21 protein-coding genes are annotated in these 20067 nt (G+C 72.1%); 13 read left to right on the plus strand and 8 right to left on the minus strand.

Annotation, left to right across the window (positions count from 1 at the left end):
* Window positions 1–90: 90 nt before the first annotated feature.
* Genes ACIBG4_RS20575 through ACIBG4_RS20590 form a run of 4 tightly spaced genes read right to left on the minus strand, consistent with a single transcriptional unit; the run spans window position 91 to window position 2795 of the window.
* Entirely contained in the window at window positions 91–561 is a 471-nt protein-coding gene (locus ACIBG4_RS20575) for a nuclear transport factor 2 family protein (RefSeq protein WP_397203140.1), read from the minus strand.
* 52 nt (window positions 562–613) lie between these two features.
* Entirely contained in the window at window positions 614–970 is a 357-nt protein-coding gene (locus ACIBG4_RS20580) for a VOC family protein (RefSeq protein ID WP_310707190.1), read from the minus strand.
* Window positions 971–991: 21 nt separating this feature from the next.
* Window positions 992–1693 (minus strand): TMEM175 family protein, encoded by a 702-nt coding sequence (locus ACIBG4_RS20585; RefSeq protein WP_397203141.1) that lies wholly within the window; start codon window positions 1691–1693, stop codon window positions 992–994.
* Between the two features lie 52 nt (window positions 1694–1745).
* Window positions 1746–2795 carry an ion channel gene (locus ACIBG4_RS20590; RefSeq protein WP_397203142.1) on the minus strand — a complete coding sequence of 350 codons (1050 nt, stop codon included), beginning with the start codon at window positions 2793–2795 and terminating at the stop codon, window positions 1746–1748.
* A gap of 213 nt (window positions 2796–3008) precedes the next feature.
* Here ACIBG4_RS20590 and ACIBG4_RS20595 point away from each other — a divergent pair, with 213 nt between their 5' ends.
* The gene (locus ACIBG4_RS20595) at window positions 3009–4106 is read left to right on the plus strand and encodes a helix-turn-helix domain-containing protein (RefSeq protein ID WP_397203143.1); all 1098 of its coding nucleotides are present in this window, start codon (window positions 3009–3011) and stop codon (window positions 4104–4106) included.
* Complete coding sequence (locus ACIBG4_RS20600; RefSeq protein ID WP_397203144.1) at window positions 4103–4684, plus strand: hypothetical protein; 582 nt, start codon at window positions 4103–4105, stop codon at window positions 4682–4684. The genes ACIBG4_RS20595 and ACIBG4_RS20600 overlap by 4 nt, the downstream gene beginning before the upstream one ends.
* On the opposite strand, the gene ACIBG4_RS20605 is transcribed toward ACIBG4_RS20600, so the two are convergent.
* Window positions 4654–5232 carry a helix-turn-helix domain-containing protein gene (locus tag ACIBG4_RS20605; protein ID WP_310707186.1) on the minus strand — a complete coding sequence of 193 codons (579 nt, stop codon included), beginning with the start codon at window positions 5230–5232 and terminating at the stop codon, window positions 4654–4656. The genes ACIBG4_RS20600 and ACIBG4_RS20605 overlap by 31 nt on opposite strands.
* An 80-nt stretch (window positions 5233–5312) precedes the next feature.
* Here ACIBG4_RS20605 and ACIBG4_RS20610 point away from each other — a divergent pair, with 80 nt between their 5' ends.
* The gene (locus ACIBG4_RS20610) at window positions 5313–6752 is read left to right on the plus strand and encodes an alpha/beta hydrolase family protein (protein ID WP_397203145.1); all 1440 of its coding nucleotides are present in this window, start codon (window positions 5313–5315) and stop codon (window positions 6750–6752) included.
* A 17-nt stretch (window positions 6753–6769) separates the two neighbouring features.
* On the opposite strand, the gene ACIBG4_RS20615 is transcribed toward ACIBG4_RS20610, so the two are convergent.
* Entirely contained in the window at window positions 6770–7762 is a 993-nt protein-coding gene (locus tag ACIBG4_RS20615) for a hypothetical protein (protein ID WP_397203146.1), read from the minus strand.
* Window positions 7763–7878: 116 nt separating this feature from the next.
* On the opposite strand from ACIBG4_RS20615, the gene ACIBG4_RS20620 reads away from it, so the two are divergent.
* From ACIBG4_RS20620 to ACIBG4_RS20645, 6 genes are all read left to right on the plus strand, one after another.
* Entirely contained in the window at window positions 7879–8235 is a 357-nt protein-coding gene (locus ACIBG4_RS20620; protein ID WP_310707183.1) for an MmcQ/YjbR family DNA-binding protein, read from the plus strand.
* 10 nt (window positions 8236–8245) lie between these two features.
* Window positions 8246–8737, plus strand: a complete 492-nt coding sequence (locus ACIBG4_RS20625; RefSeq protein ID WP_310707182.1) for a GNAT family protein — start codon at window positions 8246–8248, stop codon at window positions 8735–8737.
* A gap of 127 nt (window positions 8738–8864) precedes the next feature.
* The gene (locus tag ACIBG4_RS20630) at window positions 8865–9242 is read left to right on the plus strand and encodes a hypothetical protein (protein WP_397203147.1); all 378 of its coding nucleotides are present in this window, start codon (window positions 8865–8867) and stop codon (window positions 9240–9242) included.
* 53 nt (window positions 9243–9295) lie between these two features.
* Entirely contained in the window at window positions 9296–10198 is a 903-nt protein-coding gene (locus ACIBG4_RS20635) for a DMT family transporter (protein WP_397203148.1), read from the plus strand.
* Window positions 10199–10208: 10 nt separating this feature from the next.
* On the plus strand, window positions 10209–10859 hold the full coding sequence (locus ACIBG4_RS20640) for a GntR family transcriptional regulator (RefSeq protein WP_397203149.1): 651 nt from the start codon (window positions 10209–10211) through the stop codon (window positions 10857–10859).
* 53 nt (window positions 10860–10912) lie between these two features.
* Complete coding sequence (locus ACIBG4_RS20645) at window positions 10913–11263, plus strand: hypothetical protein (RefSeq protein WP_397203150.1); 351 nt, start codon at window positions 10913–10915, stop codon at window positions 11261–11263.
* Here ACIBG4_RS20645 and ACIBG4_RS20650 read toward each other — a convergent pair.
* Window positions 11260–14802 carry a protein kinase gene (locus ACIBG4_RS20650; protein WP_397203151.1) on the minus strand — a complete coding sequence of 1181 codons (3543 nt, stop codon included), beginning with the start codon at window positions 14800–14802 and terminating at the stop codon, window positions 11260–11262. The two genes, ACIBG4_RS20645 and ACIBG4_RS20650, sit on opposite strands and share 4 nt — an antisense overlap.
* 347 nt (window positions 14803–15149) lie before the next feature.
* On the opposite strand from ACIBG4_RS20650, the gene ACIBG4_RS20655 reads away from it, so the two are divergent.
* Genes ACIBG4_RS20655 through rfbD form a run of 4 tightly spaced genes read left to right on the plus strand, consistent with a single transcriptional unit; the run spans window position 15150 to window position 19496 of the window.
* On the plus strand, window positions 15150–16604 hold the full coding sequence (locus ACIBG4_RS20655; RefSeq protein WP_397203152.1) for a sugar transferase: 1455 nt from the start codon (window positions 15150–15152) through the stop codon (window positions 16602–16604).
* Window positions 16605–16606: 2 nt separating this feature from the next.
* A complete protein-coding gene (locus tag ACIBG4_RS20660; RefSeq protein ID WP_397203153.1) occupies window positions 16607–17674 on the plus strand; it encodes a glucose-1-phosphate thymidylyltransferase in 1068 nt (355 codons plus the stop codon).
* Window positions 17671–18615 carry a dTDP-glucose 4,6-dehydratase gene (gene rfbB / locus ACIBG4_RS20665; RefSeq protein ID WP_397203154.1) on the plus strand — a complete coding sequence of 315 codons (945 nt, stop codon included), beginning with the start codon at window positions 17671–17673 and terminating at the stop codon, window positions 18613–18615. Before ACIBG4_RS20660 ends, rfbB begins: the two co-directional genes overlap by 4 nt.
* On the plus strand, window positions 18612–19496 hold the full coding sequence (gene rfbD, locus ACIBG4_RS20670) for a dTDP-4-dehydrorhamnose reductase (RefSeq protein WP_397203155.1): 885 nt from the start codon (window positions 18612–18614) through the stop codon (window positions 19494–19496). Before rfbB ends, rfbD begins: the two co-directional genes overlap by 4 nt.
* On the opposite strand, the gene ACIBG4_RS20675 is transcribed toward rfbD, so the two are convergent.
* Window positions 19478–20056: a dTDP-4-dehydrorhamnose 3,5-epimerase family protein gene (locus ACIBG4_RS20675; protein WP_397203156.1), complete on the minus strand. Its 579-nt coding sequence runs from the start codon at window positions 20054–20056 to the stop codon at window positions 19478–19480. The genes rfbD and ACIBG4_RS20675 overlap by 19 nt on opposite strands.
* Window positions 20057–20067: the final 11 nt, after the last annotated feature.

The raw sequence follows: 20067 nt of genomic DNA on the forward strand, positions 1-20067 counted from the left end.
TGTACCCATCGAGCCACGCCCGAGCTCACCGCGCTGCCCGAATCGGCGAATCAGGCGGCTAAACACTCCTTCTGATCCACAAAACACTGCCTAGGCCGAGGTGGACGACGGGGGAGTGCACGCCCGGGTGACGGCCGACGGGTCCCAGTAGAAGGGACGGCATTCGAGCATGCGCCCGTCCCGTACCCGGATGAGCTGCAGGATCTCCGTCTCCACGTCCTGGCCGGTGGCGCGGGCACGGAACCGCACCCGGTTGCGCACCACGACCGTGTCCCCGTCGCCCCAGTGCTCCTGCTCCAGGAACTCCATCGACTCCCAGACGTCGCTGAAGGCCGCCAGGAACCGCTCCATGCCGTCATGGCCGCGCCACGTCCCCGTCCCCGTGAAGGGCAGACCGGGCGCCTGGTGCAGGACGACCTCGGGGTCCAGGTGGGCGGCGACCTCGTCGTAACGGGCCTTGCCGTACCCGCCGGCCGCCACGTACGCGGTCTCCGCGGCGTAGAAGCGCTCCATCACCGCCCAGGCGCCGTCTTTGGTCACATCGTTCACCGAAAGCGTCATGGGCGCCATCCTCACAGGGGCGCCGGCTCCTGGCTGGCGGGATTCGGACGCGTCACGGGCCGAGGGGCTCCAGGAACTCCAGGCGGTTGCCGTGCGGGTCCTCGCTGTAGAAGCGCCGCATGCCGGGGAAGTCGTCGTCGAACGTGACCGGGTACCCGGCCCGGCGCAGGCGGCCGGCCCACTCGTCGAGGCCTGAGACGAGCAGGCCGGGGTGGGCCTTGCGGGCCGGCCGGAAGTCGGTCTCGACGCCGAGGTGCAGCTCGATGCCGTGGCCGCGGAACCAGCAGCCGCCGCGCGCCGCCAGGACCGGGGGCTTGGGGATCTCGGTCAGGCCGAGGACACCCTCGTAGAAGTCGCGCAGCGCCTGCTCGCTTCCGGGCGGGCAGGCGAGCTGGACGTGGTGGATCATGTCGCTCCTCTCGGGAGGGTGTCAGGCCGTACCGGCGGGCTCCGGGACGAGGCGGCGGCCTACGCGGACGGCGGCCACCGCCACCGCCGGGGTCAGCAGCCAGAGCAGCGGCACGTTCTCCATCACCCATGTCAGAGCCGCCGTGAGCAGCCAGAACCCGCCGACCGCCCACAGGGAGACCGCGAGGACGCGGAGCCGCCGTATGTCCGTGCCGGCCTTGATGGGGCCGCGCAGCGCCGAGGTGATCAGGGCGGCCTGGCACAGCAGCAGGACCGCCTCGGAGCCGGCGAAGAGGGTGACGGACAGCGGGTTGGCGGAGTTGTCGCCGATGAGCGCGGTCGGGTACGGCAGCAGGGCCACGAAGATCAGCATCGGCAGGTGGAGCAGCATCATGCCGCGCGACAGGTACGTGATCCGGTCGAACAGCCGGTGGTGCTGCCGCCAGGCCGTCCACAACATCATGAACGCGATGAAGAACGCCAGGAACGTCCCGGAATGCTGGCTTAGGTACTGCCAGAGCTCGGCGGCCATGGCCAGCCGGTCCCCGTGGGGCTCCGCGGCCTCGCCCTCGGGGCGGGGGAGCTCGATGGCGAGCAGCGTCATGGCGATGGCGAAGACCGCGTCGGTGAACATCCCCACGCGCTCGTGCGTCAGGCCCGCGGGCGGAGCCGCCTCGTGAGCGTCCTGGCCGCCGTGCTTGCCGGATGGGTCGTCGATGGCCACGTATCCTCCGCCGGGGGGTTACCTGAAAAGGTGCAGATCGGGCCGATCATACTCATCTGTCCGTACGCGAATCCTCCGCGTGCAGGGCGGCGGTGAGCTCCTCGGGGGTGAGGCGGTGGGAGCCCACGTAGTACAGCACGGAGCCCGCCGGCAGCTGGGTCTGCCAGCCGGGGTTCACCAGCAGCTCGTCACCGGTCCGGGCGGCGAGCAGCGTGGCGCCGCACCGGCGGCCGAGCGAGGTCTGGCAGCGGTCCACCAGCACCGGCCCGAGGGCCTCGGGCAGCCGCACGGAGTACGTCTCGGCGTCGCCGTGCGTCATGAGCTGCGTGTAGACCTCGCTGATGCCCGGGTCGCGCAGCTCCTCGGTGATCATGTACGGGCTGTGCCACTGGACGCAGCGCAGCGTCTCCCGGACGTACCGCAGCTGCCGGACCCTGCCGACGTCCCGCAGCGCGACGACGAGGTGCGCCCCGTGCGCGACGTGGTCGGCGGTGATCGCGATCGCCAGCGCCTCGTTGTCGTCGCGCGCGTCCACGAGCACGCTGTACGCCCGGTCGACGCCGGCCCGGCGCAGCACGCCGTCGTCGGTCAGGTCGCCGCGCACGAACGTCACCTCGCGGTCCGGCATCGGATGCGTCGGGACGTCGTCCCACGCGCACAGCACGATGCGGCTCGAACCGTCGGCCGTCAGCTCGTCCACCATCTGCTCGGTACGGCCGGGGGTGTAGCCGAGCAGCACGATGTGGCCGGACATGTCCACGGTGACGGCACCTCGCATCCTTCGTCCCTTGGCCCGTTCCAGAGCCGCCGCGAACCTGGTGAAGACGGTCGTCAAGGTCGCGATGCCGCCGGCGATGACGTACACGCCCACCGCGTGGCCGCCGGCCGTCTCCGGGTACAGGTCGCCGTAGCCCACGGTCGAGGCGGTGACGACGAAGTACCACCAGTAGTTGGCCGGCGCAACGATCTCGCTGCCCGCCGGCTCCGCGAGCGCCATCAGCGGCCAGCTCGTCAGGAACACCGCCGCGAAGACGAGCACCGGGGTCCACCAGGTCCCGAGCATGCCGAGCCGGGCCAGCAGGCGGGCCAGGAAGATGGGCACGCTTGTCCTCCCGCCTGACGCCGCCTGTACTGCGGTCACCATAACTGGACAAACGCCACAAAGCATCCCCCTATCTCTGGGGTATCAGGGGCAATGCGTCATGGCGGGACAGCACGGCGACATCCGGTAAAGGCGCTTTCCTGAGAGGTAACGATTACTTCCAGATGCGCCGGAGGTCTCCCTTGGCCGCTACGGGTGTGCGATTATCGCACCATGAAGGATCCAGGAGGCTGGGCCGAGATAGGGGAACGCGTGCGCGAATGTCGCATCGCGGCCAATATGTCACAGGAACAGCTGGCATCGGCACTTCGCCTGGACCGCACCATGATCGCCAAGATCGAGATGGGCGTGCGCCGCGTCGACGCGCTGGAATTGGCCAAACTGTCCACGGTGCTCAAAGTCCCGTTGAGCCATTTCCTGACCCCTGCTCCCGCCGTGGTGTCCCGCCGTGCCGAACTGGCCGAGGACGGCGCCGCCGACGGCACGCGGCAGTCGTATCGAATGGAGTTCGCGCTCACGACCTGGCTCGCCGATGTCCGCCAGCTCATGGAGAGCGGAGAATTCACACCGCCTCCGATAGCGCGATTTCCGGGCCGGATCACCGATATCGCAGACGCGCGCAAGGCCGCCTTGTGGGCCCGGCAGAAGATCGATCTGGGTGCTGAGCCGATCAGTTCCCTGATGAGCGTGTGCGAAGCGCTCGGACAGCTCGTGGCGGTCGTCGAGGTGCCGGGCGAGGGCGCCTCGCTGGTCGAGGACGAGATCGCTGTGGCGGTCGTCAGCGACCAGGGAGATCCCGGGCGCCGTCGCGCCACGGCCGCGCACGAGCTCGGACACCTCGTCGTGGGTGACGAGTACTCCAGTGACGTGAGCGTCCACACCTCCCGTGGCGACAGGGAGCTCGTGGTCGAGGCGTTCGCGGCGGAGCTGTTGCTGCCGGCCCAGGCGTTGCTGGCGCGTTTCGAGGCACGGGAGGGAGCTCCCCGGGAGCGGCTGGTCGTACTGGCCGCCCATTACCGGACCTCCTGGTCGCTCACGCTGAGGCAGGCGGTCGCGGCCGGTGTCATCGACAAGGCGACGGCCAAGGAGTTGCGCCAGCGCAATCCCACGCGTGCCGAGTTGATGGAGGCGGTCGGGTGGGCGCCGCAGCCGGACCTGGAGAGGGTCCGCGTTCCTCCCGCGTACGCGCACGCGGTGGTCCAGGCCTATCTCAAGGGCGGCATCACGGTCTCGCGCGCCGTCGAGCTGATGCGCGGCCAGATCGAGCCGGCGGACCTGCCCGCGCGTGACGACACGGAGCCCGAGCTTTGAGCGATGTCGGCGGTGACCCCGGCCGCGGTCCCGTCTATGTGTTCGACGCCATGTGCCTCAACCATTTCTGCCGCGCCGAGCGCCTCGACGTGCTCCGTGATCTGCTGGTCGGAGTCACCTGCCAGACGACGCACGTGGTGCGGGAAGAGATACGCGCCGGTGTGCGGGACCACCCGTGCCTGCTGGGGGTGCTCGACGCGGACTGGCTGGAAGTCGCGCGCCTGGACACTCTGGAAGAGATCGGCTGCTTCACGAAGTGGACGCAGCGCATCGGCTCGGAGAGCCGGAATCTGGGGGAAGCCAGCGTCTTCTCCGCGGCCGAGCTGTCCGGCGGGATCGCGATCACGGACGACCGTGAAGCCGTCACCGTGGGCCGGCACTACGGGCTGGAGGTACACGGCACGATATGGCTCCTCGCCATCGCGTGCCGTGACGGGAAGTTGAGCGAGGTCGCCGCGGGCAACATCGTGGACTCGCTCATCGAGACGGGGATGCGGTTACCCTGCACCGGCTCGACGTTCGGATCGTACGCGCGGCGCAGCAGGATCTACTCGGGGTCGTCGGCGGGGAAGGCGTAGAGGCGGAGGTACATGGGGCGGGCGCCGGGTGGGGCCTCGGTCCGGGGGCGGCTGTGCTGGAGCAGCAGCCGCATGTACGCCTCGAAGAACGCCTCGAACTCCTCGTCCGTCATCCAGCCCAGCCCTCGTGACGACTTCACGTGCTCCGGGTCGCGCTCGTACAGGTGGGGGAGACCTTCCAGGAGGCGCAGGTCCTCCTCCAGGCCGAGGCGGTGGAACTCGGCCAGGATCGGGCGGTCCTCCGGCGCCAGCCGGTCGGGCGTGGGCAGGCGCATGTCGCGCGGCGCCGGGGCCTTGCGCCACCAGCGCTCCCTGCCGGTCGAGCGCTCCGGGATCTCCTCGATGAAGCCGTACTTCTCCAGCTGGCGCAGGTGGTAGCTGGTCGTGCCGGTCTTGGCGCCGAGCAGCTCGCCGAGCGTGGTCGAGGTGGCCGGGCCGTGGACGCCGAGGTGGCGCAGCATGAGGCGGCGCATGGGGTGGGCCAGGGCCTTGAGCCGGGCCGGGTCGTCGAGGAGGAAGGACTCGGGGGTCGCGGCCTCATCCGTCATGAGGACGAGTCTAGTCCTGCAGAGGGATTTCTGCCGAGATCTGTTTGCCGAGAACTCTCTGCAGAGTATGGTCGGCGGACATGAGACGAGTTCTGGTGGCCGGGTTGGCCGCCCTCCTGTGGTGTCTGCTCGCCGCTCCCGGTGCGTGGGCGGCGACCGTACGCGACGACGAGCCCGCGCCGGTCGTGCCGGGGGATCTGAAGGCGGTGGAGGTGAGCTTCCGCGGTGACGGGGGGCTGGTCATGCACGGCACCGTCCTGTCACCCGCCAAGGGCGGCGACGGGCGGCCGGGCATCGTGCTGATTCACGGAGCCGGCACGGGGACGCCGCGGACCAAGCTCATGGGCGAGGCCGTCGAGTTCGCCCGCAGGGGGCTGTCGGTGCTGGTCTACGACAAGCGGTCCGTGGGCTACTCGCTGTTCGAGCGCTCGTACGCGCAGCTCGCCCGGGACGCGCTGGGGGGCGTGGCGGAGCTGCGCCGGCAGCCGGGCGTCGATCCGGCGAAGGTGGGTGTCTGGGGCCTCAGCGAGGGCGGCTGGGTGGCGCCGATGGCCGCCGCCCGCTCCCGGGACGTCGCGTTCGTCGTGGTCGTCGGCGGCAACAGCCAGCAGCCGCTGGTCCAGCAGACGTGGGCGGTGCACGCGGGCATGAGGGCCGCCGGGATGTCGGGACGGCTGGTGGACCGCACGGAGCCCGATCTGTACCGGGTGCTGGCCGACGGCGACCTGTTCCCCGAGCCGTACTACGACCCGGCTCCGACCATCGCCGCGGTGCGCCGGCCGGTGCTCGCCGTCTGGGGCGTCCACGACCTGCTGACCCCGGCCCGGGAGAGCGCGCGGGGCTTCGCCGAGGCGCTGCGGCGCGGCGGCAACGACCACGTCACGGTCCGGTACTTCGCCGACGCCGACCACGCCGCCCACCGGACCCCCGACCGCGGCGTCACCCGGCTGCCCGAGCTGGCCCCCGGCTACGCGGACCTGGTCGGCGCCTGGGTGGCCGACGCGACCTCCGGCCGGGCGCCCGCCACGAGCACGTCGGGTCCGGAGCCGGTGCAGGCCGTGCCGACCGTGCCGGTCCCGCCGGTGGACTGGTGGGAGTCGGCCGATGTGCAGCTCGCGGCGCTGGTGGTGATGCTGGTGGCGTTCGCCGGGTATCCGGTGGTGGCGCTGGTCCGGCGGGTCCGGGGACGAACCGGCACACCGGTGAGCGCGGCGGCGCGGGTGCTCAGTGCGGGCGGGCTGACGGTGGTGCTGGGGTCGTTCGGGTACCTGATGTACGCGGTGATGACGGGGGCCAAGCTGGCGAGCCCGGGGCCGCTCCTGGCGGGCCGGCCGGTGGCGTGGCTGGCGCTCCAGGCACTCGCGGTGGCCTGCGTGGTGGCCGCCGCCGTCACCGGGCTGGCGTGGTGGCGGGGACGCGGGGACGTCGCGGGAGGCGAGCGGGTACGGCTGGCGGTGCTGCTGGCCGGTGGCCTGGTGCTCGTTCCGTGGGGGCTGTACTGGGGGCTGCTGCTGCCGTGACGCGCAGGCCGCCCACGTCATCGGGTGGCGGCGACCGGTGTACGGGCCGGCGCGCGGCGCGACGCGGCGAGGAGGACACCGGCGGCGGCCAGCGCCACCGCCCCGAGCAGGGTCGCGGCAGCGGTCAGCGTCGTCGCGTCCGGGCTGGTCAGCGGCTGGCCGCGCTGCGCCTGCCAGACCAGCAGCAAGGTGAGCCCGCCGTACCCGATGGCCGCCACGACGACCAGCGCCGTCCGTACGGTGAGGTCGCGCAGGACGGACACCCGGCGGGCGAGCAGGCGCAGGCCCACCGCGACCAGCGGCAGCGCCTGGAGGGCGTGCAGGCCGACGAAGTGGCCCACCCGCAGGTCGCCGGCTCCCGTCTCCCAGCCGGTCAGCGGCATCCCGGCGCTCGCGTCGGGGGCGCCCACGCTGTGCGCGCCGATCGTGGCCAGCTTGAGGCCGGCGTCCAGGGCCTGGGCCTGCTCCGGGGTCGGGGCGGTCATGAGGTAGCCGACGGACATGCCGGCCAGGGACACGGCGATCCCGAGCGGCACCGCCCAGGCCATCGGCCGCTCCAGGGTCCGCTTCTGCCACAGCAGGAACACGCCCATGGCGAACGTCATCAGCCAGCCCAGGTAGGCCGCCCCGCCCATGACGGCGAAGACGGTCGAGTCGAGCCCCGTCTCGAAGTTGAAGTGGCTGCGCACCCCCCGCCCCGCCTGGAACGTGATGGCCGAGATCTCGGGCAGCACGAACCCGGCGGCGGCCACCGTGCCGAGCCACCAGAGGGTCCGCCGCCACCGCCGGGCCTGGCCGATCATCCAGGACAGCGTCCCGGCGTACAGGGCGAACGACAGCGCGAACTTGAACGGCTTGAGCCAGACCGGCTCGCCCAGCACGGTCCGCCCGTCGACGGCCAGTCCGGTGGCGGCGGCCAGCGCGAGGACGGCCATGGCGGCGGCGCACAGGGCGAGCGGGAGGTGGGCGCCGGGCGTCCCGCCCGGACGGCGGGTGAAGGGGTTCGTCATGCCCTCTACCCTGCCGACCTGGGGAAACGCGGACCAGAGAGTGGATCACCTGTCCGATGTGATCTCGTCATGAACCGGACACCCGTTCTGTCGGTGGCGGCTGGTACACAGGGGCCATGGGTGTGAGCGTCGAAGAGTTCCTCAAGCTGGTGGAGGGTCTGCCCGAGGTCCGCATGGACCGCATGGCCACCTGGGTCAGCCTCAAGGTCCGGGGCAAGGGCTTCGGCTACCTGTGGGAGGAGACCGAGACCGTGGGCGTCAAGGCGACCGTCGAGGAGCAGATCGCGCTGGTGACCGAGCGGCCCGAGGTGTTCGAGCCGCAGTTCACCGCCGGGCGGTTCGGGTGGGTGGTGATCCGGCTGGACCGGATCGACTACGACGAGCTGTTCGAGCTGGTCGCCGAGGCGTGGTGCCTGACCGCTCCCAAGCAGCTCGTGACGGCCTTCGAGGACGCCCACCAGATCGGGCGATAATCTGGCATCAATGCTGATAACGAACATCCGGCTGCGCGAGTGGCGTGCGGACGACGCCCCGGCCGTGCTGGCCGCCTTCCAGGACCCCGAGCTGTCCCGGCAGGCGCCCTGGCCGGTCGTCACGGTGCGGGACGCGCTCGGGTGGATCGCGGCGTGGGACGGGGTGGGGCACGCGTTCGCGGTGACGCTCGACGGGCGCGTCGTCGGCAACGTGGCCGTCGCCCGCATCGACGACCACGCCAACGGCTGGGTCTCCTACTGGACGGTGCGCGAGGCGCGCGGCCGGGGCGTCGCGTCGGCGGCGGTGGAGGAGCTGGCGCGGTGGGCGTTCCGGGAGCGGGGGCTCTTCCGGCTGGAGCTGGGGCATCGCGTCGACAACCCCGCCTCGTGCCGGGTGGCGACCAAGGCCGGCTTCCTCGCCGAGGGGATCGAGCGGGGCAAGCTCCGCTACGACGGGGTCCGCTACGACGTCGAGCGCCACGCGCGCCTGGCCACCGACTGAGACGCCGACTGAGACACCGACTGAGACACCGACTGGGACAGCGACTGAGACGGCTACTGAGACAGCCGGGACAGGTGCGGCGGAAGGCGGCTGGCGGGTGGTCGTGAGGGTGATCTACCCTCGGGGTGTGGACAGCGAGAGCCTGGCGGCGGCCGGTCTGCTGGCGGCCATGAGCCGGGCGGCGGTGAGCCTCGCCGAGTTACATCACCCCTTCGTCCGCAGCGTGCCCTTCTCCTACTTCTTCCCGCCCGCCGGCGCCCGCGCGGGCACCGCGTTCACCCTGCCCGACGGCCGCGAGGTGAGCTTCACGGTCTCCATCGCCGCCGCCGACGGGGCGTTCCGGGTGGACGGCGCCGCCTCGGTCGAGGGCGAGGCGCTGCTCACCCTGTCGCCCCGTACGGCCGAGAGCATCGGCGACGGCGTCGCCGTCCTGGACGACTACGCGGCGGAGCTGGTCTCCTGCGCCGCCCGGCTCATCGACCGGCTCCTGGACGAGCTCGTGTGACGCCCGGCTGATCCAACTGGACGAGATTGTCTGATTGTCAGACAATGACGTCCATGAAGAACGGACCTCTGGCAGTCGTGGGCGCCTCCGTGCTCTGGGGCACGGCCGGCACCGCGGGCCTGCTCGTCTCCGCCGACTCGGTCGCCCTGGCCGCGGCCCGCCTGGTCATCGGCGGCGCCGTCCTCGCGCTCTTCGCGGGCAAGGGCCTGCGGCGGGCGGTGAGCCCCGGCACGCTGCTCGCGGCCGCCGCGGTGGCCGCGTACCAGCTCTGCTTCTTCGCGGCGGTCGGCCGCACGGGCGTGGCCGTCGGCACGGTGGTGGCGATCGGCAGCGGCCCGGTCTTCACCGGGCTGCTGTCGTGGGCGCTGCACCGCGAACGGCCGAGCGGGCGCTGGGCGGTGGCCACGGCGGCGGCGATCGCCGGGTGCGCCGCGCTGATCGTCGGCGGCGGCGCGGAAGCCGGCGGGCACGGCGGCCAGATGGTGTCCGGGGTCCTGATCGCGCTGCTGGGCGGCCTCATCTATGCCTTCTACGCCGTCACCGCGGCCCGCGCCATCTCCGGGGGCGCGCCGTCCGGGGCGGTGATGGGCGTGCTCTTCGGCGGCGCGGCCGTGATCATGCTGCCGGTGCTGGTCTGGCGCGGCGTGGAGTGGCTGGCCGAGCCGCGCGCCCTGCTCGCCGCCCTCTACCTGGGGCTCGCCTCCACGGCGCTGTCCTACTTCCTGTACGGCAGGGGCCTGCGGACCACGCCGGTGGCCACGGCCGCCACGCTGGCCCTGGCCGAGCCCGCGGTCGCCGCCCTGCTCGGCCTCGTGGTGCTGCACGAGCGGCTGGCCCCGGTGTCGGTGGCGGGGCTCGCCCTGCTGGCGGTCAGCCTGGCCGTCGTGGCCGTTCCGGAGCGCCCTCCCGCGCCCGGCCCGGCCGAGCGGGCCGTCCCCGAGAGGGCGGGGCGTTAGAGTCTCAGCCGTGACATCGCCCCTCAGACCCGTGTCCGCCGTCGACGCCCTGGCCGGCGAGCTGCGCCGCCGGGTGCTGTCCGGTGAGGTCGCACCGGGCACGCCCCTGCCCGAGCAGGAGATCGCCGCCACCTACGGCGTGGCCAGGCCCACGGTCCGCGAGGCGCTGGCCACGCTCGTCCACGAGGGTCTGCTGCGCCGCGAGCGCAACCGCAGCGCGTACGTCCCCGAGGTGACGCCGGCCGACCTCGACGACCTCATGTACGTGCGCCGCCCGCTGGAGGACCTGATGGCCACGGCCGTGGCCGGGCGGCGGGTCCCGGAGGCCGACGCGGCGCTGGCCCGCCTGGAGGCGCTGCCCGCCGAGGCGCCCTGGTCCGACACCGTGGCCGAGCACATGGCGTTGCACGGGGCGCTGATCGTGGCGGTGGGCAGCCCGCGCCTGGAGCGTCTGTACGGCGTGCTGGCCGCGGAGACCAGGCTCGGGCTGGTCCGGCTGCGCGAGGTCTACGAGGACCGCGAGGTGCTCGTGCGCGAGCACCGGGAGCTGCTGGACACGATCGCGGACGGCCCGGTGGAGGCGGCACGGGCCGCGGTGGCCGCCCATCTCGGGCACACCTGGGGCGTCGATCCCGCCGAACGAGGACCGTCCCGAAGCTGAGGCCGGGCACGAGCCCTTGCGGTACGCCCCTCCGACTCGCGAGAATCGCGGCCATGCACGGCAACGCGATGCCGGACTCCTACGTGTACGTCACGGAGGAGGGCGTGACCCGTCACTACGCCGACGGAAGCGTCGAAGCTCTCGCCTGGGAGGACGTCGTCGAGGTCCGCGTCGCAGCCGAGACGGACGCCGAGGTCCTGTACATCCTGCTCGCCCGCGACGGCGAGGGCTGTGTGGTGCCGAGGTCGGCCACCGACGCGACGTTCCTCGCCCGCCTGCGTTACCTGCCGGACTTCGACCTGGAGCGGCTCCAGCACGCCGGCGAGTCGGCGCGGGACGGGGCCGTGGTCGTCTGGCGCAGCCCCGACCCGCCGTCCACGCTGCCGGACCTGGAGTACGACTAACGCGCCCCGCAGACCTGGACCGGCGGGACGTCCGGAAGGCTGGCCGTCCACTCCTGCTCGGTGAGCGTCCGGTCGAAGCGGGCGCACAGTGCCTCCGCCACGGCCAAGGGCGCGACGGGATACTCGTGCCGGAGGCCGTCCTGGTCGAAGGTGATCAGACGGGCGCCGTCGGGGGTGAAGGCCACCTGCTGGATGCTCCCTCGATCGTCGTCCAGCAGCGCGCCGACGGACTGGCCGCGAGCCAGGTCGTAGAGGCGCGCCTTGCCGTCGGCGCCCACCACGGCGGCGAGATCCTCCTTCGGCGACACCGCGAGCTGCGCCCCAGGCTTGCCGGCCGTGCCTCTGATGACCGTCCGGGGCGAGCCGTCCCCGTTCCAGACCGTGAGGCGCCCGTGGTTGTCCGCCGTGACGAGGTCTCCGGCCCGGGTGAACGCGGCGTAGGCCAGGCTGGTCGTGCGACCGCCGGCGCGCAGGCCGGCGCCGGCGGGCTTGCCGGTGGCGGTGTCCAGCAGGCCGGGCTCCTGCGCCAGCACGGCGAGCCGGGATCCGTCGGGGCTGAAGGCGACGTTCGTCAGCCTGGTCAGCTTGGCCGACCACAGGGCGCGGCCCGCCTTCCAGTCCCACAGCTGGAGCGTGGACTTCGTCGAGTCGTCAGACAGGGAGAGCTGTACCGCGACCTTGCTGCCGTCGGGGCTGAAGCCCAGCAGGAACCCTTCGCCGACGTCACTCAGGGTGATCCGTTTGATCTCCTTCCGGGTGGCGGTGTCGTGGATCCGCAGGCGGGTCGTGTTCGTGACGTCGTCGGCCCCCTCTTCGGAGATCTCGAAACTGCTCAGGGCGATCATCTTGCCGTCCGGGCTGAAGGCAGCACCGGTGAGGTCGAACTGACCGTCGAGACCGCCGCGCAGCAGCAGGTCGCGCCCCTTGGCACCGCGCACGTAGGCGTTGTAGCCCCGTTCGCCGCCGCGGTTCTCCACGCTCAGCGTGCCGTCCGGGCTGATCGCCATCGTGGTGGCCTCGGCGTCGGCCGGTCCGGTGAGCGCCGAGATGTCGAGGGAGAACACGCGGTCCTCACTGAGGTAGCGCAGCACCTTCCCGCCGGGGTCGAATCTCGGCTGCGGCGACATCGCCTCGGCCGCCCACTCGGTGACGTCGGACGCGGAGCCGACGGTGAGCGTGGTCAGGAGCGTTCCGCCGCCCCAGAGCTGGATCCGCTTCTCCGTCGCCGAGGCGAGCAGCTTGTCGTCGTGGCTGAGGACCACGCGTCCCTGGTTCCAGGCGGTGGGGCCGATGTCGATCACTGCGGTGGTGGTGAAGTTCTCCTGGTCCGCCAGATCGGCCGCGCCGAGTCGCCAGCCCGGCAGCACCTCCAGCAGCCAGCCCTTCTTGGTGACCGCGAGCGGACCGGGGCAGTACTTGCACGGTTCCTGCGCCGGTCTCGTACCGGTGAGCTTCAGACCGGGCAGCGCGAATCTGCCGATCGTCTTGGTGTCGCGGTACTGCATGAAGATCGCCGACCCGTCGGGCGTCATCGCGCCGCCCCAGACACCGGGGATCTTCGCGTCCCGGCCGGTCTTCAGGTCCCAGAGGGTGTCGTCGGCGCTCGCCCCGCGCACCATGACATAGCGGTCGACCGTGCCGAACCTGATGGCCGCCCCGTCGGAATCGTCGCCGCCGATGGGCTTGTCGAACCGCCAGGCGCCCCTCGCCTTGCCGGTCTTCACGTCCCAGGCGTACGCGCCCTTGCCGGTCAGGATCGCGAGCACCGCGCCGGACGGGCTCAGCGCCACGTCGATCGGCGTGCCCGTGACGTCCAGCTTCAGCTTCCCGACCTGGGCGCGGCGGACCACGTCCCACAGCCGGGCCTCGCCGTCGCCGACGCTGACCAGGATCCTGCTGTCGGCGCTGAGCGTGCGGAGCGTGTCCGGGCCGGTCACCGGGTCCTGGAACACGGCGGTCTCGCGCTTGGCGAGGGAGTCGTTCATGGCCTTGCGGGTCTGCGGGGTCGGGTCGAGCCGCCAGGCGGCGACGCTGAGCAGGTCGCCGAGGCGCGGGTCGGTGGCGCGGATGGTCCCGGCGGCGGCCGCGATCCTGGCCGCCTCGGACATGCGGAACCGGTCGTTGGCCACCCGGCTCTGCCAGACCGCCACCCCCGTCGCGGCCAGCGAGACCACCAGGAGCACGGCCATGGCCAGCGACACCATCCGGGTCCTGCGGGCCCTGCGGCGGCCCAGCGCGGCCCCCGCGTCCAGGAAGTCGCGCTCGAAGCGGACCAGCGTGATGTCCCGCCGGCCGGTGGCCGCCCACTGCAGCGCGTTCTCCAGCGAGCGCCCGGCGAGCAGGTCGCCGTCCCGCCGGCCGCCGTCGTCCCACCGCCGGGCGGCGCTCAGGATGTCGCGGTGGACGGCCAGGCCGTCCCGGTTGGCCTCGATCCAGTCGCGCAGCCGGGGCCAGGCGTGGGGCAGGGCCGGACGGGTCAGCCGCACCTCGTCGCCGTCGACCTCCAGGAGGTAGGCGAACACCCGCAGCACGCCCCGCGCCTCCGGGAACTCGCTCAGGCGGGCCCGCCGCAGGGACAGCTCGCCGTCCTCGTCCACCGTGACCAGGCGCAGGAACACCTGCGCGGCCAGCTCCCGATCGGCGGGGCTGAGCAGGCCGTAGGCCTCCTCGGCGAGCGGGCCGAGGCCGGGGTCGTGCGCCTGCGTGGCGAGATGCGACGCCCGGCCGCCCTCCGCGAGCAGCCGGGCCGTGTCGAGCCGCCCGTCGCCGCGGATCAGCGCCAGCAGCAGGGCGCGGGCCGTCGGCCTCTGCAGGGGGTCCTTGCGCAGCGCGGCGTGGACCAGCGGGCGGAGCTGCTCCGGCAGGCAGGTGAGGTCGGGCTCGACCGACATGACCTGGTGCATGACCGCGCCGAGCGTCTCGGCCTTGAACGGGTCCTTGCCGGTCGCGGCGAACAGCATGATCCCGCCCCACGCGAACACGTCCGCGGGAGCCCCCGCCCGCTCGCCCGTGAACACCTCGGGCGCCATGTACGTGGGAGTCCCGGAGATCAGCCCGGTCGCGGTCAGCGACATCTCCAGTGTCCGCGCGAGGCCGAAGTCGATCACCCGGGGCCCGTCGGGGCCGAGCAGCACGTTGTCCGGCTTCATGTCGCGATGGATCACGCCCGCGTCGTGGATCGCGGTCAGCGCGGTGGCGACGCCGGTCGCGAGCCGGTGCAGGTCGCCCGGGGTGAACACCCTGCCCTCGCGCACGGCCGCGCCCAGGCTGGGCCCTTCCACGTACTCGCTGACCAGGTACGGCCGGGGCCCGGTGAGGTCCGCGTCGATCAGGCGTGCCGTGCAGAAGGAGGAGATCCGCTGGGCGGCGGTGGCCTCGCGCTGCAGGAGACCCACGTCGGAGCCGTGCAGCATCTTGATGGCCACCCGGAGTCCGGCGCTGTCGTATGCCTCGTAGACCACGCCCTGGCCGCCCGCGCCCAGTCGCCCGGCCAGCCAGTAGTCCCCGATCCGCGGCGGATCACCCGCAACAAGAGTCACAGCAGCTTGGATGTGCAACATCGCCGCGAAGTTCGCGGATGTTCCGATCTCCTCCCAGACCACCCATCTCTGCCCGGCCCGTAATTCCGTCGTAATTGCCGTTTTAAACCGCTGACCGGCGTAATTCACGTACGACGCACGAACACGGACTGATCGCTCCGTCAACCCCTCGAACACCTCGACCGGCGTCCACTTGTGGACATATGTCGTTATTCCCCGCTAAGGAATTGATCTTTACTCTTTAGTGGGGGTCGCCGCCCTTTGATCTGTCCAACGAGACATGTCATCAGGAAGCGTTCGGAGAACGTTCAGGCAAATGCGGTGCACAGAGTTGCCAGGGTGGTGTTATGAGGGTGGGGGTTGGGGAGTCCGATGTCGCGCTCCTCGAGGCCGTTCCACACCACGCGTCGAGCATCTGGACGCGGGCGTACCTGCGGGTCCTGTGGGGTGGTGACGCCGCGTGCGCGCTGGTCGCGTGCGTCTGCGTGCTGGGTGTCCGGCTGCTGTACGGCGCGTTCGTCCCGGTCGTCGAGTACGCGCTCGGCGCCGGGCTGGTCGTGGTCTGGCCTGTCGTGCTGCTGATGGGCGGCGCGTACCGGGAGCGCGCGCACGGCGAGGGAATGGAGGAGTTCAGGGCGGTATTCAACGGCGGCGCCACTTTGATGGCGTCCGTGGCCATCGGGGCCTACGCCACGCAAACGGTGGTCGCGCGGAGTTTCGTCATGGCGATGCTGCCGCTCGCGCTGCTGTCCACGCTTTACTTCCGCTACAGAATGCGCAAACGTTTGCACCGTCGTCGCGCGGTCGGCGAATACCTGCGCCAGGTCGTCGCGGTCGGTCACCGTGAAGCGATTCTCGACCTGGTGATGCAGTTCAGGGGCCAGCCGTACCATGGCATGCGGGTCGTTGGAGCGTGCCTACCGCTCGACCGCATGGACGACGACCTCGAAGGGATTCCCGTGCTGGGGTCCTTCGGCGAGGTGTCGCAGGCCGCGGCGCGGGTGCGGGCCGACGCGGTGGCGGTGCTGGCGTGCCCCGAGATGGACGGCGTGGCGCTGCGCAGGCTGGCGTGGAGCCTGGAGGCCGAGCGCACCGACCTGTTCGTGGCGCCGGCGCTGATGGACGTGGCCGGGCCGCGCATCAGCATCAGGCCCGTGGCCGGGATGCCGCTGCTGCACGTGGAGCACCCCGAGTTCGACGGGGCCAAGCAGGTGGTCAAGAGCGTGTTCGACCGGTGCGTGGCGGGGTTGGCGCTGCTGCTCATGGCGGTGCCGCTGTGGGCCGTCGTGCTGCTGGTCCGCGTCACGAGCCCCGGGCCGGCGCTGTTCTACCAGACCCGCGTCGGCAGAGGCGGCCAAGAGTTCCAGGTCGTGAAATTTCGGACGATGGTGGTGGATGCGGAGCGACTCAAGGACACCCTCATCCAGGACAACGAGCTGGACGGCGTGCTGTTCAAGATGCGGAACGATCCAAGGATCACCCGCGTGGGCGCCTTCCTGCGCCGATACTCCATCGACGAGCTGCCGCAACTGGTCAACGTGGTCCGCGGGGAGATGTCCCTCGTCGGCCCGCGCCCGCCGCTGCCCGAGGAGGTCGCGCAGTACGGCGCGGACGTGCGCCGCCGCCTCGTCGTCAAGCCCGGCATGACCGGGCTCTGGCAGGTCAGCGGACGTTCCGACCTGACCTGGGAGGAATCCGTCCGCCTCGATCTGCGCTACGTGGAGAACTGGTCACTCGTCCTCGACCTGCAGATCCTGTGGAAGACATGGTCCGTCGTCACCCGCGGAGAAGGGGCTTACTAGAGGTGAAAGCACTCGTGCTCGCCGGAGGGGCGGGCACCCGGCTCAGGCCCATCACCCACACCTCCGCCAAGCAGCTCGTCCCCGTCGCCAACAAGCCCGTGCTCTTCTACGGCCTGGAGGCGATCGCGGACACCGGCATCCGGGAGGTGGGCCTGGTCGTCGGCGACACCCAGGCGGAGATCGAGGCGGCCGTCGGCGACGGCTCGGCGTTCGGGCTGGAGGTGACCTACCTGCGCCAGGAGGCGCCGCTCGGCCTGGCCCACGGCGTGCTCGTCGCCCGCGACTACCTGGGCGACGACGACTTCGTCATGTACCTCGGCGACAACTTCATCGTCGGCGGCATCGACGGCATCGTGCGCCGGTTCGCCCGCGAGCGGCCCGCCGCCCAGATCATGCTCACCAAGGTCAGCGACCCACGCCAGTTCGGCGTCGCCGAGCTGGACGAGCGGGGCCGCGTCGTCGGGCTGGAGGAGAAGCCCGTCCGGCCCAAGAGCGACCTCGCGCTGGTCGGCGTCTACCTGTTCACCCCGGCCGTCCACGAGGCGGTGGCGGAGCTCAAGCCGTCCTGGCGGGGCGAGCTGGAGATCACCGACGCGATCCAGTGGCTGATCGAGGCCGGCCTGCCCGTGGAGTCCTCGGTGATCTCCGGCTACTGGAAGGACACCGGCAACGTCGTGGACATGCTGGAGGTCAACCGCCTGGTCCTGGAGTCGCTGGAGCCGCGGGTGAGCGGCTCGGTGGACGAGGCCAGCGAGCTGATCGGCCGGGTCGTCGTCGAGCCGGGCGCCGTGGTGACACGCTCCCGCGTCGTGGGCCCCGCCGTCATCGGGCCGGGCGCCCGCGTCGAGGACGGCTACGTCGGCCCGTTCACCTCCATCGGGGCGGACTGCGTGATCGCGCGCGCCGAGATCGAGTACTCGATCGTGCTGCCCCGCAGCTCCATCCGGGGCGTCAGCCGCATCGAGTCGTCGCTCATCGGCCATGACGTCGAGGTGACACCGGCGTCCGCCTCTCCCCGAGCCCACCGCCTCGTGCTGGGCGATCACAGCAAGGTGCAGATCAGCCAATGAGAATCCTCGTCACCGGCGGCGCCGGTTTCATCGGCTCGCACTTCGTCCGGTCGCACGACCGGGACGACGTGACCGTGCTGGACAAGCTCACCTACGCGGGCCGCCGCGCCAACCTCGACGGCGTCCGGCACACGTTCGTCCACGGCGACGTGTGCGACGCGGGGCTGCTCGCCGAGGTGGTGCCGGGCCACGACCTGGTGGTGAACTTCGCCGCCGAGTCGCACGTGGACCGCTCGATCGAGGGCGCCGCCGAGTTCGTCCGCACCAACGTGCTCGGCACGCAGACGCTCATGCAGGCGTGCCTCGACGCCGGGGTCCCCCGGGTCGTGCAGGTCTCGACCGACGAGGTGTACGGCACCATCGACGCCGGCTCCTGGGACGAGTCCGCGCCGCTCCAGCCGCGCTCCCCGTACGCGGCGTCCAAGGCGGGCGGCGACCTGATCGCCCGCTCGTACGCGGTCACCCACGGCCTGCACGTGTCGATCACCCGGTGCGGCAACAACTACGGCCCCCGGCAGTACCCCGAGAAGATCATCCCGCTGTTCGTCACGAACCTGCTGCGCTGCCGGAAGGTCCCGCTGTACGGCGACGGCCTGAACGTCCGCGACTGGATCCACGCCGACGACCACTGCGCGGGGATCGACGTCGTGGCCGCGAAGGGCGAGCCGGGCGAGGTCTACCACATCGCGGGCACCGCCGAGCTGACCAACCGGGAGCTGACCGGGCGCCTGCTGGAGGCGTGCGGCGCCGGCTGGGACCTGGTCGAGCACGTCGAGGACCGCAAGGGCCACGACCGCCGCTACTCCCTGGACGACACGCGGCTGCGGGCCCTCGGCTACCGCCCGCGCGTCCCGTTCGACCAGGGGCTCAAGGACACCGTCGCGTGGTACGCCGCCCACCGCGACTGGTGGGAGCCGATCCTGCGGGGGGAGAGCGCGTGAGGTGGCTGATCACGGGCGGTGGCATGCTGGCCGCCGACGTGCTGCGCGCCGTCGTGGCGTCGGGCGAGCCGGCGCTGCTGCTGGGCCGCTCCGAGCTGGACGTGACCGACCGGCGCGCGGTGCGGGACACGGTGGCGGCCCGCCGCCCCGGCGTGGTGGTCAACTGCGCGGGGTGGACCGCCGTGGACGACGCCGAGACGCGCGAGGCCGAGGCGCTGGAGGTCAACGGCCACGCGGTGGCCACGCTCGCCGAGGCGTGCTCGGCGGCCGGGGCGCGGCTGGTGCAGATCTCCACCGACTACGTCTTCGACGGCACCAGCCGCGAGCCGTACCGGGAGGACGCCCCGACGCGTCCGCTGAACGCCTACGGCCGCACGAAGCTCGCCGGGGAGCTGGCCGCGCTGGAGCACGGCCACCACGTCGTGCGCACCGCCTGGCTGTACGGCGCCGCCGGCCCCAACTTCGTGCGCACCATGACCCGGCTGGCCCGCGCGGGCACGGCCGCCGACGTGGTGGACGACCAGCGCGGCCAGCCCACGTGGGCCGCCGACCTGGCCGCCTTCGTGCTGCGGCTCGTCCGGTCCGGCCTGCCTCCGGGCGTCTACCACGGCACCAGCGCGGGCGAGACCACCTGGTGGGGCCTGGCCCGTGAGGTCTACGCCCTGTGCGGGGCCGATCCCGGTCTGGTGCGCCCCGTCCCGAGCAGCGCGTACCGGCGTCCGGCGGCGCGGCCGGGCAACAGCGTGCTCGCCCACACCAGGTGCGCGCCGATCCGCCCGTGGCGGGAGGCGCTGCGCGCGGCGTGGCCCGCGCTGGCCGGGGAGCCGCCGCGGCTCCCGGCCGGGGTGGGGGAGGCGGGGCCTCAGTGCGGCGCGGCGTAGAACTTCACGCACTCCTCGTAGCCCGGCAGCAGCCCCGCCGCGCGCGCCTCGCCGAGGGTGGGCGCCGCCGCGTCCTTGTCCGACAGCACCGGCTCCACGCCCTCCGGCCAGGCGATCCCCAGCGCGGGGTCGAACGGGTGGACGCCGTGCTCGCCGCCCGGGTTGTACGGCTGCGAGCACAGGTAGACGACCGTGGCCCGCTCGCTCAGCGCCATGAACGCGTGGCCGAGCCCCTCGGCGATGAGCATGGCCCGCGGCGTCTCGTCGTCCATCCGCACCGCGTCCCAGCGGCCGAACCCGGGCGAGCCGACCCGAAGGTCCACCACCACGTCCAGCACGGCGCCCGCCACGCACATCACGTACTTGGCCTGGCCCGGCGGCACGGCCGCGAAGTGCACGCCACGGACCACGCCGCGGTGCGAGACCGAGCAGTTGACCTGCGCGGCCTCCATGGGGTGCGGCAGCCCGGCCGTACGGAAAGCCTCGAAGAACGAGCCGCGGAGGTCGGCGTGGACACGTGGCGTGTGCAGCCACGCCCCTTCGACCGAGAGGGCATCCATGATCGCAGGAT

This window comes from Nonomuraea sp. NPDC050383 (genome assembly GCF_044459125.1).
Classification (GTDB): domain Bacteria; phylum Actinomycetota; class Actinomycetes; order Streptosporangiales; family Streptosporangiaceae; genus Nonomuraea.

What these genes read in the sequence shown, in the direction of transcription:
- ACIBG4_RS20675 (WP_397203156.1), bottom strand. Translation starts at nt 20,056, where the DNA reads ATGGATGCCCTCTCGGTCGAAGGGGCGTGGCTGCACACGCCACGTGTC.
- ACIBG4_RS20605 (WP_310707186.1), bottom strand. Translation starts at nt 5,232, where the DNA reads ATGACGGATGAGGCCGCGACCCCCGAGTCCTTCCTCCTCGACGACCCG.
- ACIBG4_RS20635 (WP_397203148.1), top strand. Translation starts at nt 9,296, where the DNA reads ATGAAGAACGGACCTCTGGCAGTCGTGGGCGCCTCCGTGCTCTGGGGC.
- ACIBG4_RS20610 (WP_397203145.1), top strand. Translation starts at nt 5,313, where the DNA reads ATGAGACGAGTTCTGGTGGCCGGGTTGGCCGCCCTCCTGTGGTGTCTG.
- ACIBG4_RS20575 (WP_397203140.1), bottom strand. Translation starts at nt 561, where the DNA reads ATGACGCTTTCGGTGAACGATGTGACCAAAGACGGCGCCTGGGCGGTG.
- ACIBG4_RS20620 (WP_310707183.1), top strand. Translation starts at nt 7,879, where the DNA reads ATGGGTGTGAGCGTCGAAGAGTTCCTCAAGCTGGTGGAGGGTCTGCCC.
- ACIBG4_RS20580 (WP_310707190.1), bottom strand. Translation starts at nt 970, where the DNA reads ATGATCCACCACGTCCAGCTCGCCTGCCCGCCCGGAAGCGAGCAGGCG.
- rfbB (WP_397203154.1), top strand. Translation starts at nt 17,671, where the DNA reads ATGAGAATCCTCGTCACCGGCGGCGCCGGTTTCATCGGCTCGCACTTC.
- ACIBG4_RS20655 (WP_397203152.1), top strand. Translation starts at nt 15,150, where the DNA reads ATGAGGGTGGGGGTTGGGGAGTCCGATGTCGCGCTCCTCGAGGCCGTT.
- ACIBG4_RS20625 (WP_310707182.1), top strand. Translation starts at nt 8,246, where the DNA reads ATGCTGATAACGAACATCCGGCTGCGCGAGTGGCGTGCGGACGACGCC.
- ACIBG4_RS20615 (WP_397203146.1), bottom strand. Translation starts at nt 7,762, where the DNA reads ATGACGAACCCCTTCACCCGCCGTCCGGGCGGGACGCCCGGCGCCCAC.
- ACIBG4_RS20645 (WP_397203150.1), top strand. Translation starts at nt 10,913, where the DNA reads ATGCACGGCAACGCGATGCCGGACTCCTACGTGTACGTCACGGAGGAG.
- ACIBG4_RS20595 (WP_397203143.1), top strand. Translation starts at nt 3,009, where the DNA reads ATGAAGGATCCAGGAGGCTGGGCCGAGATAGGGGAACGCGTGCGCGAA.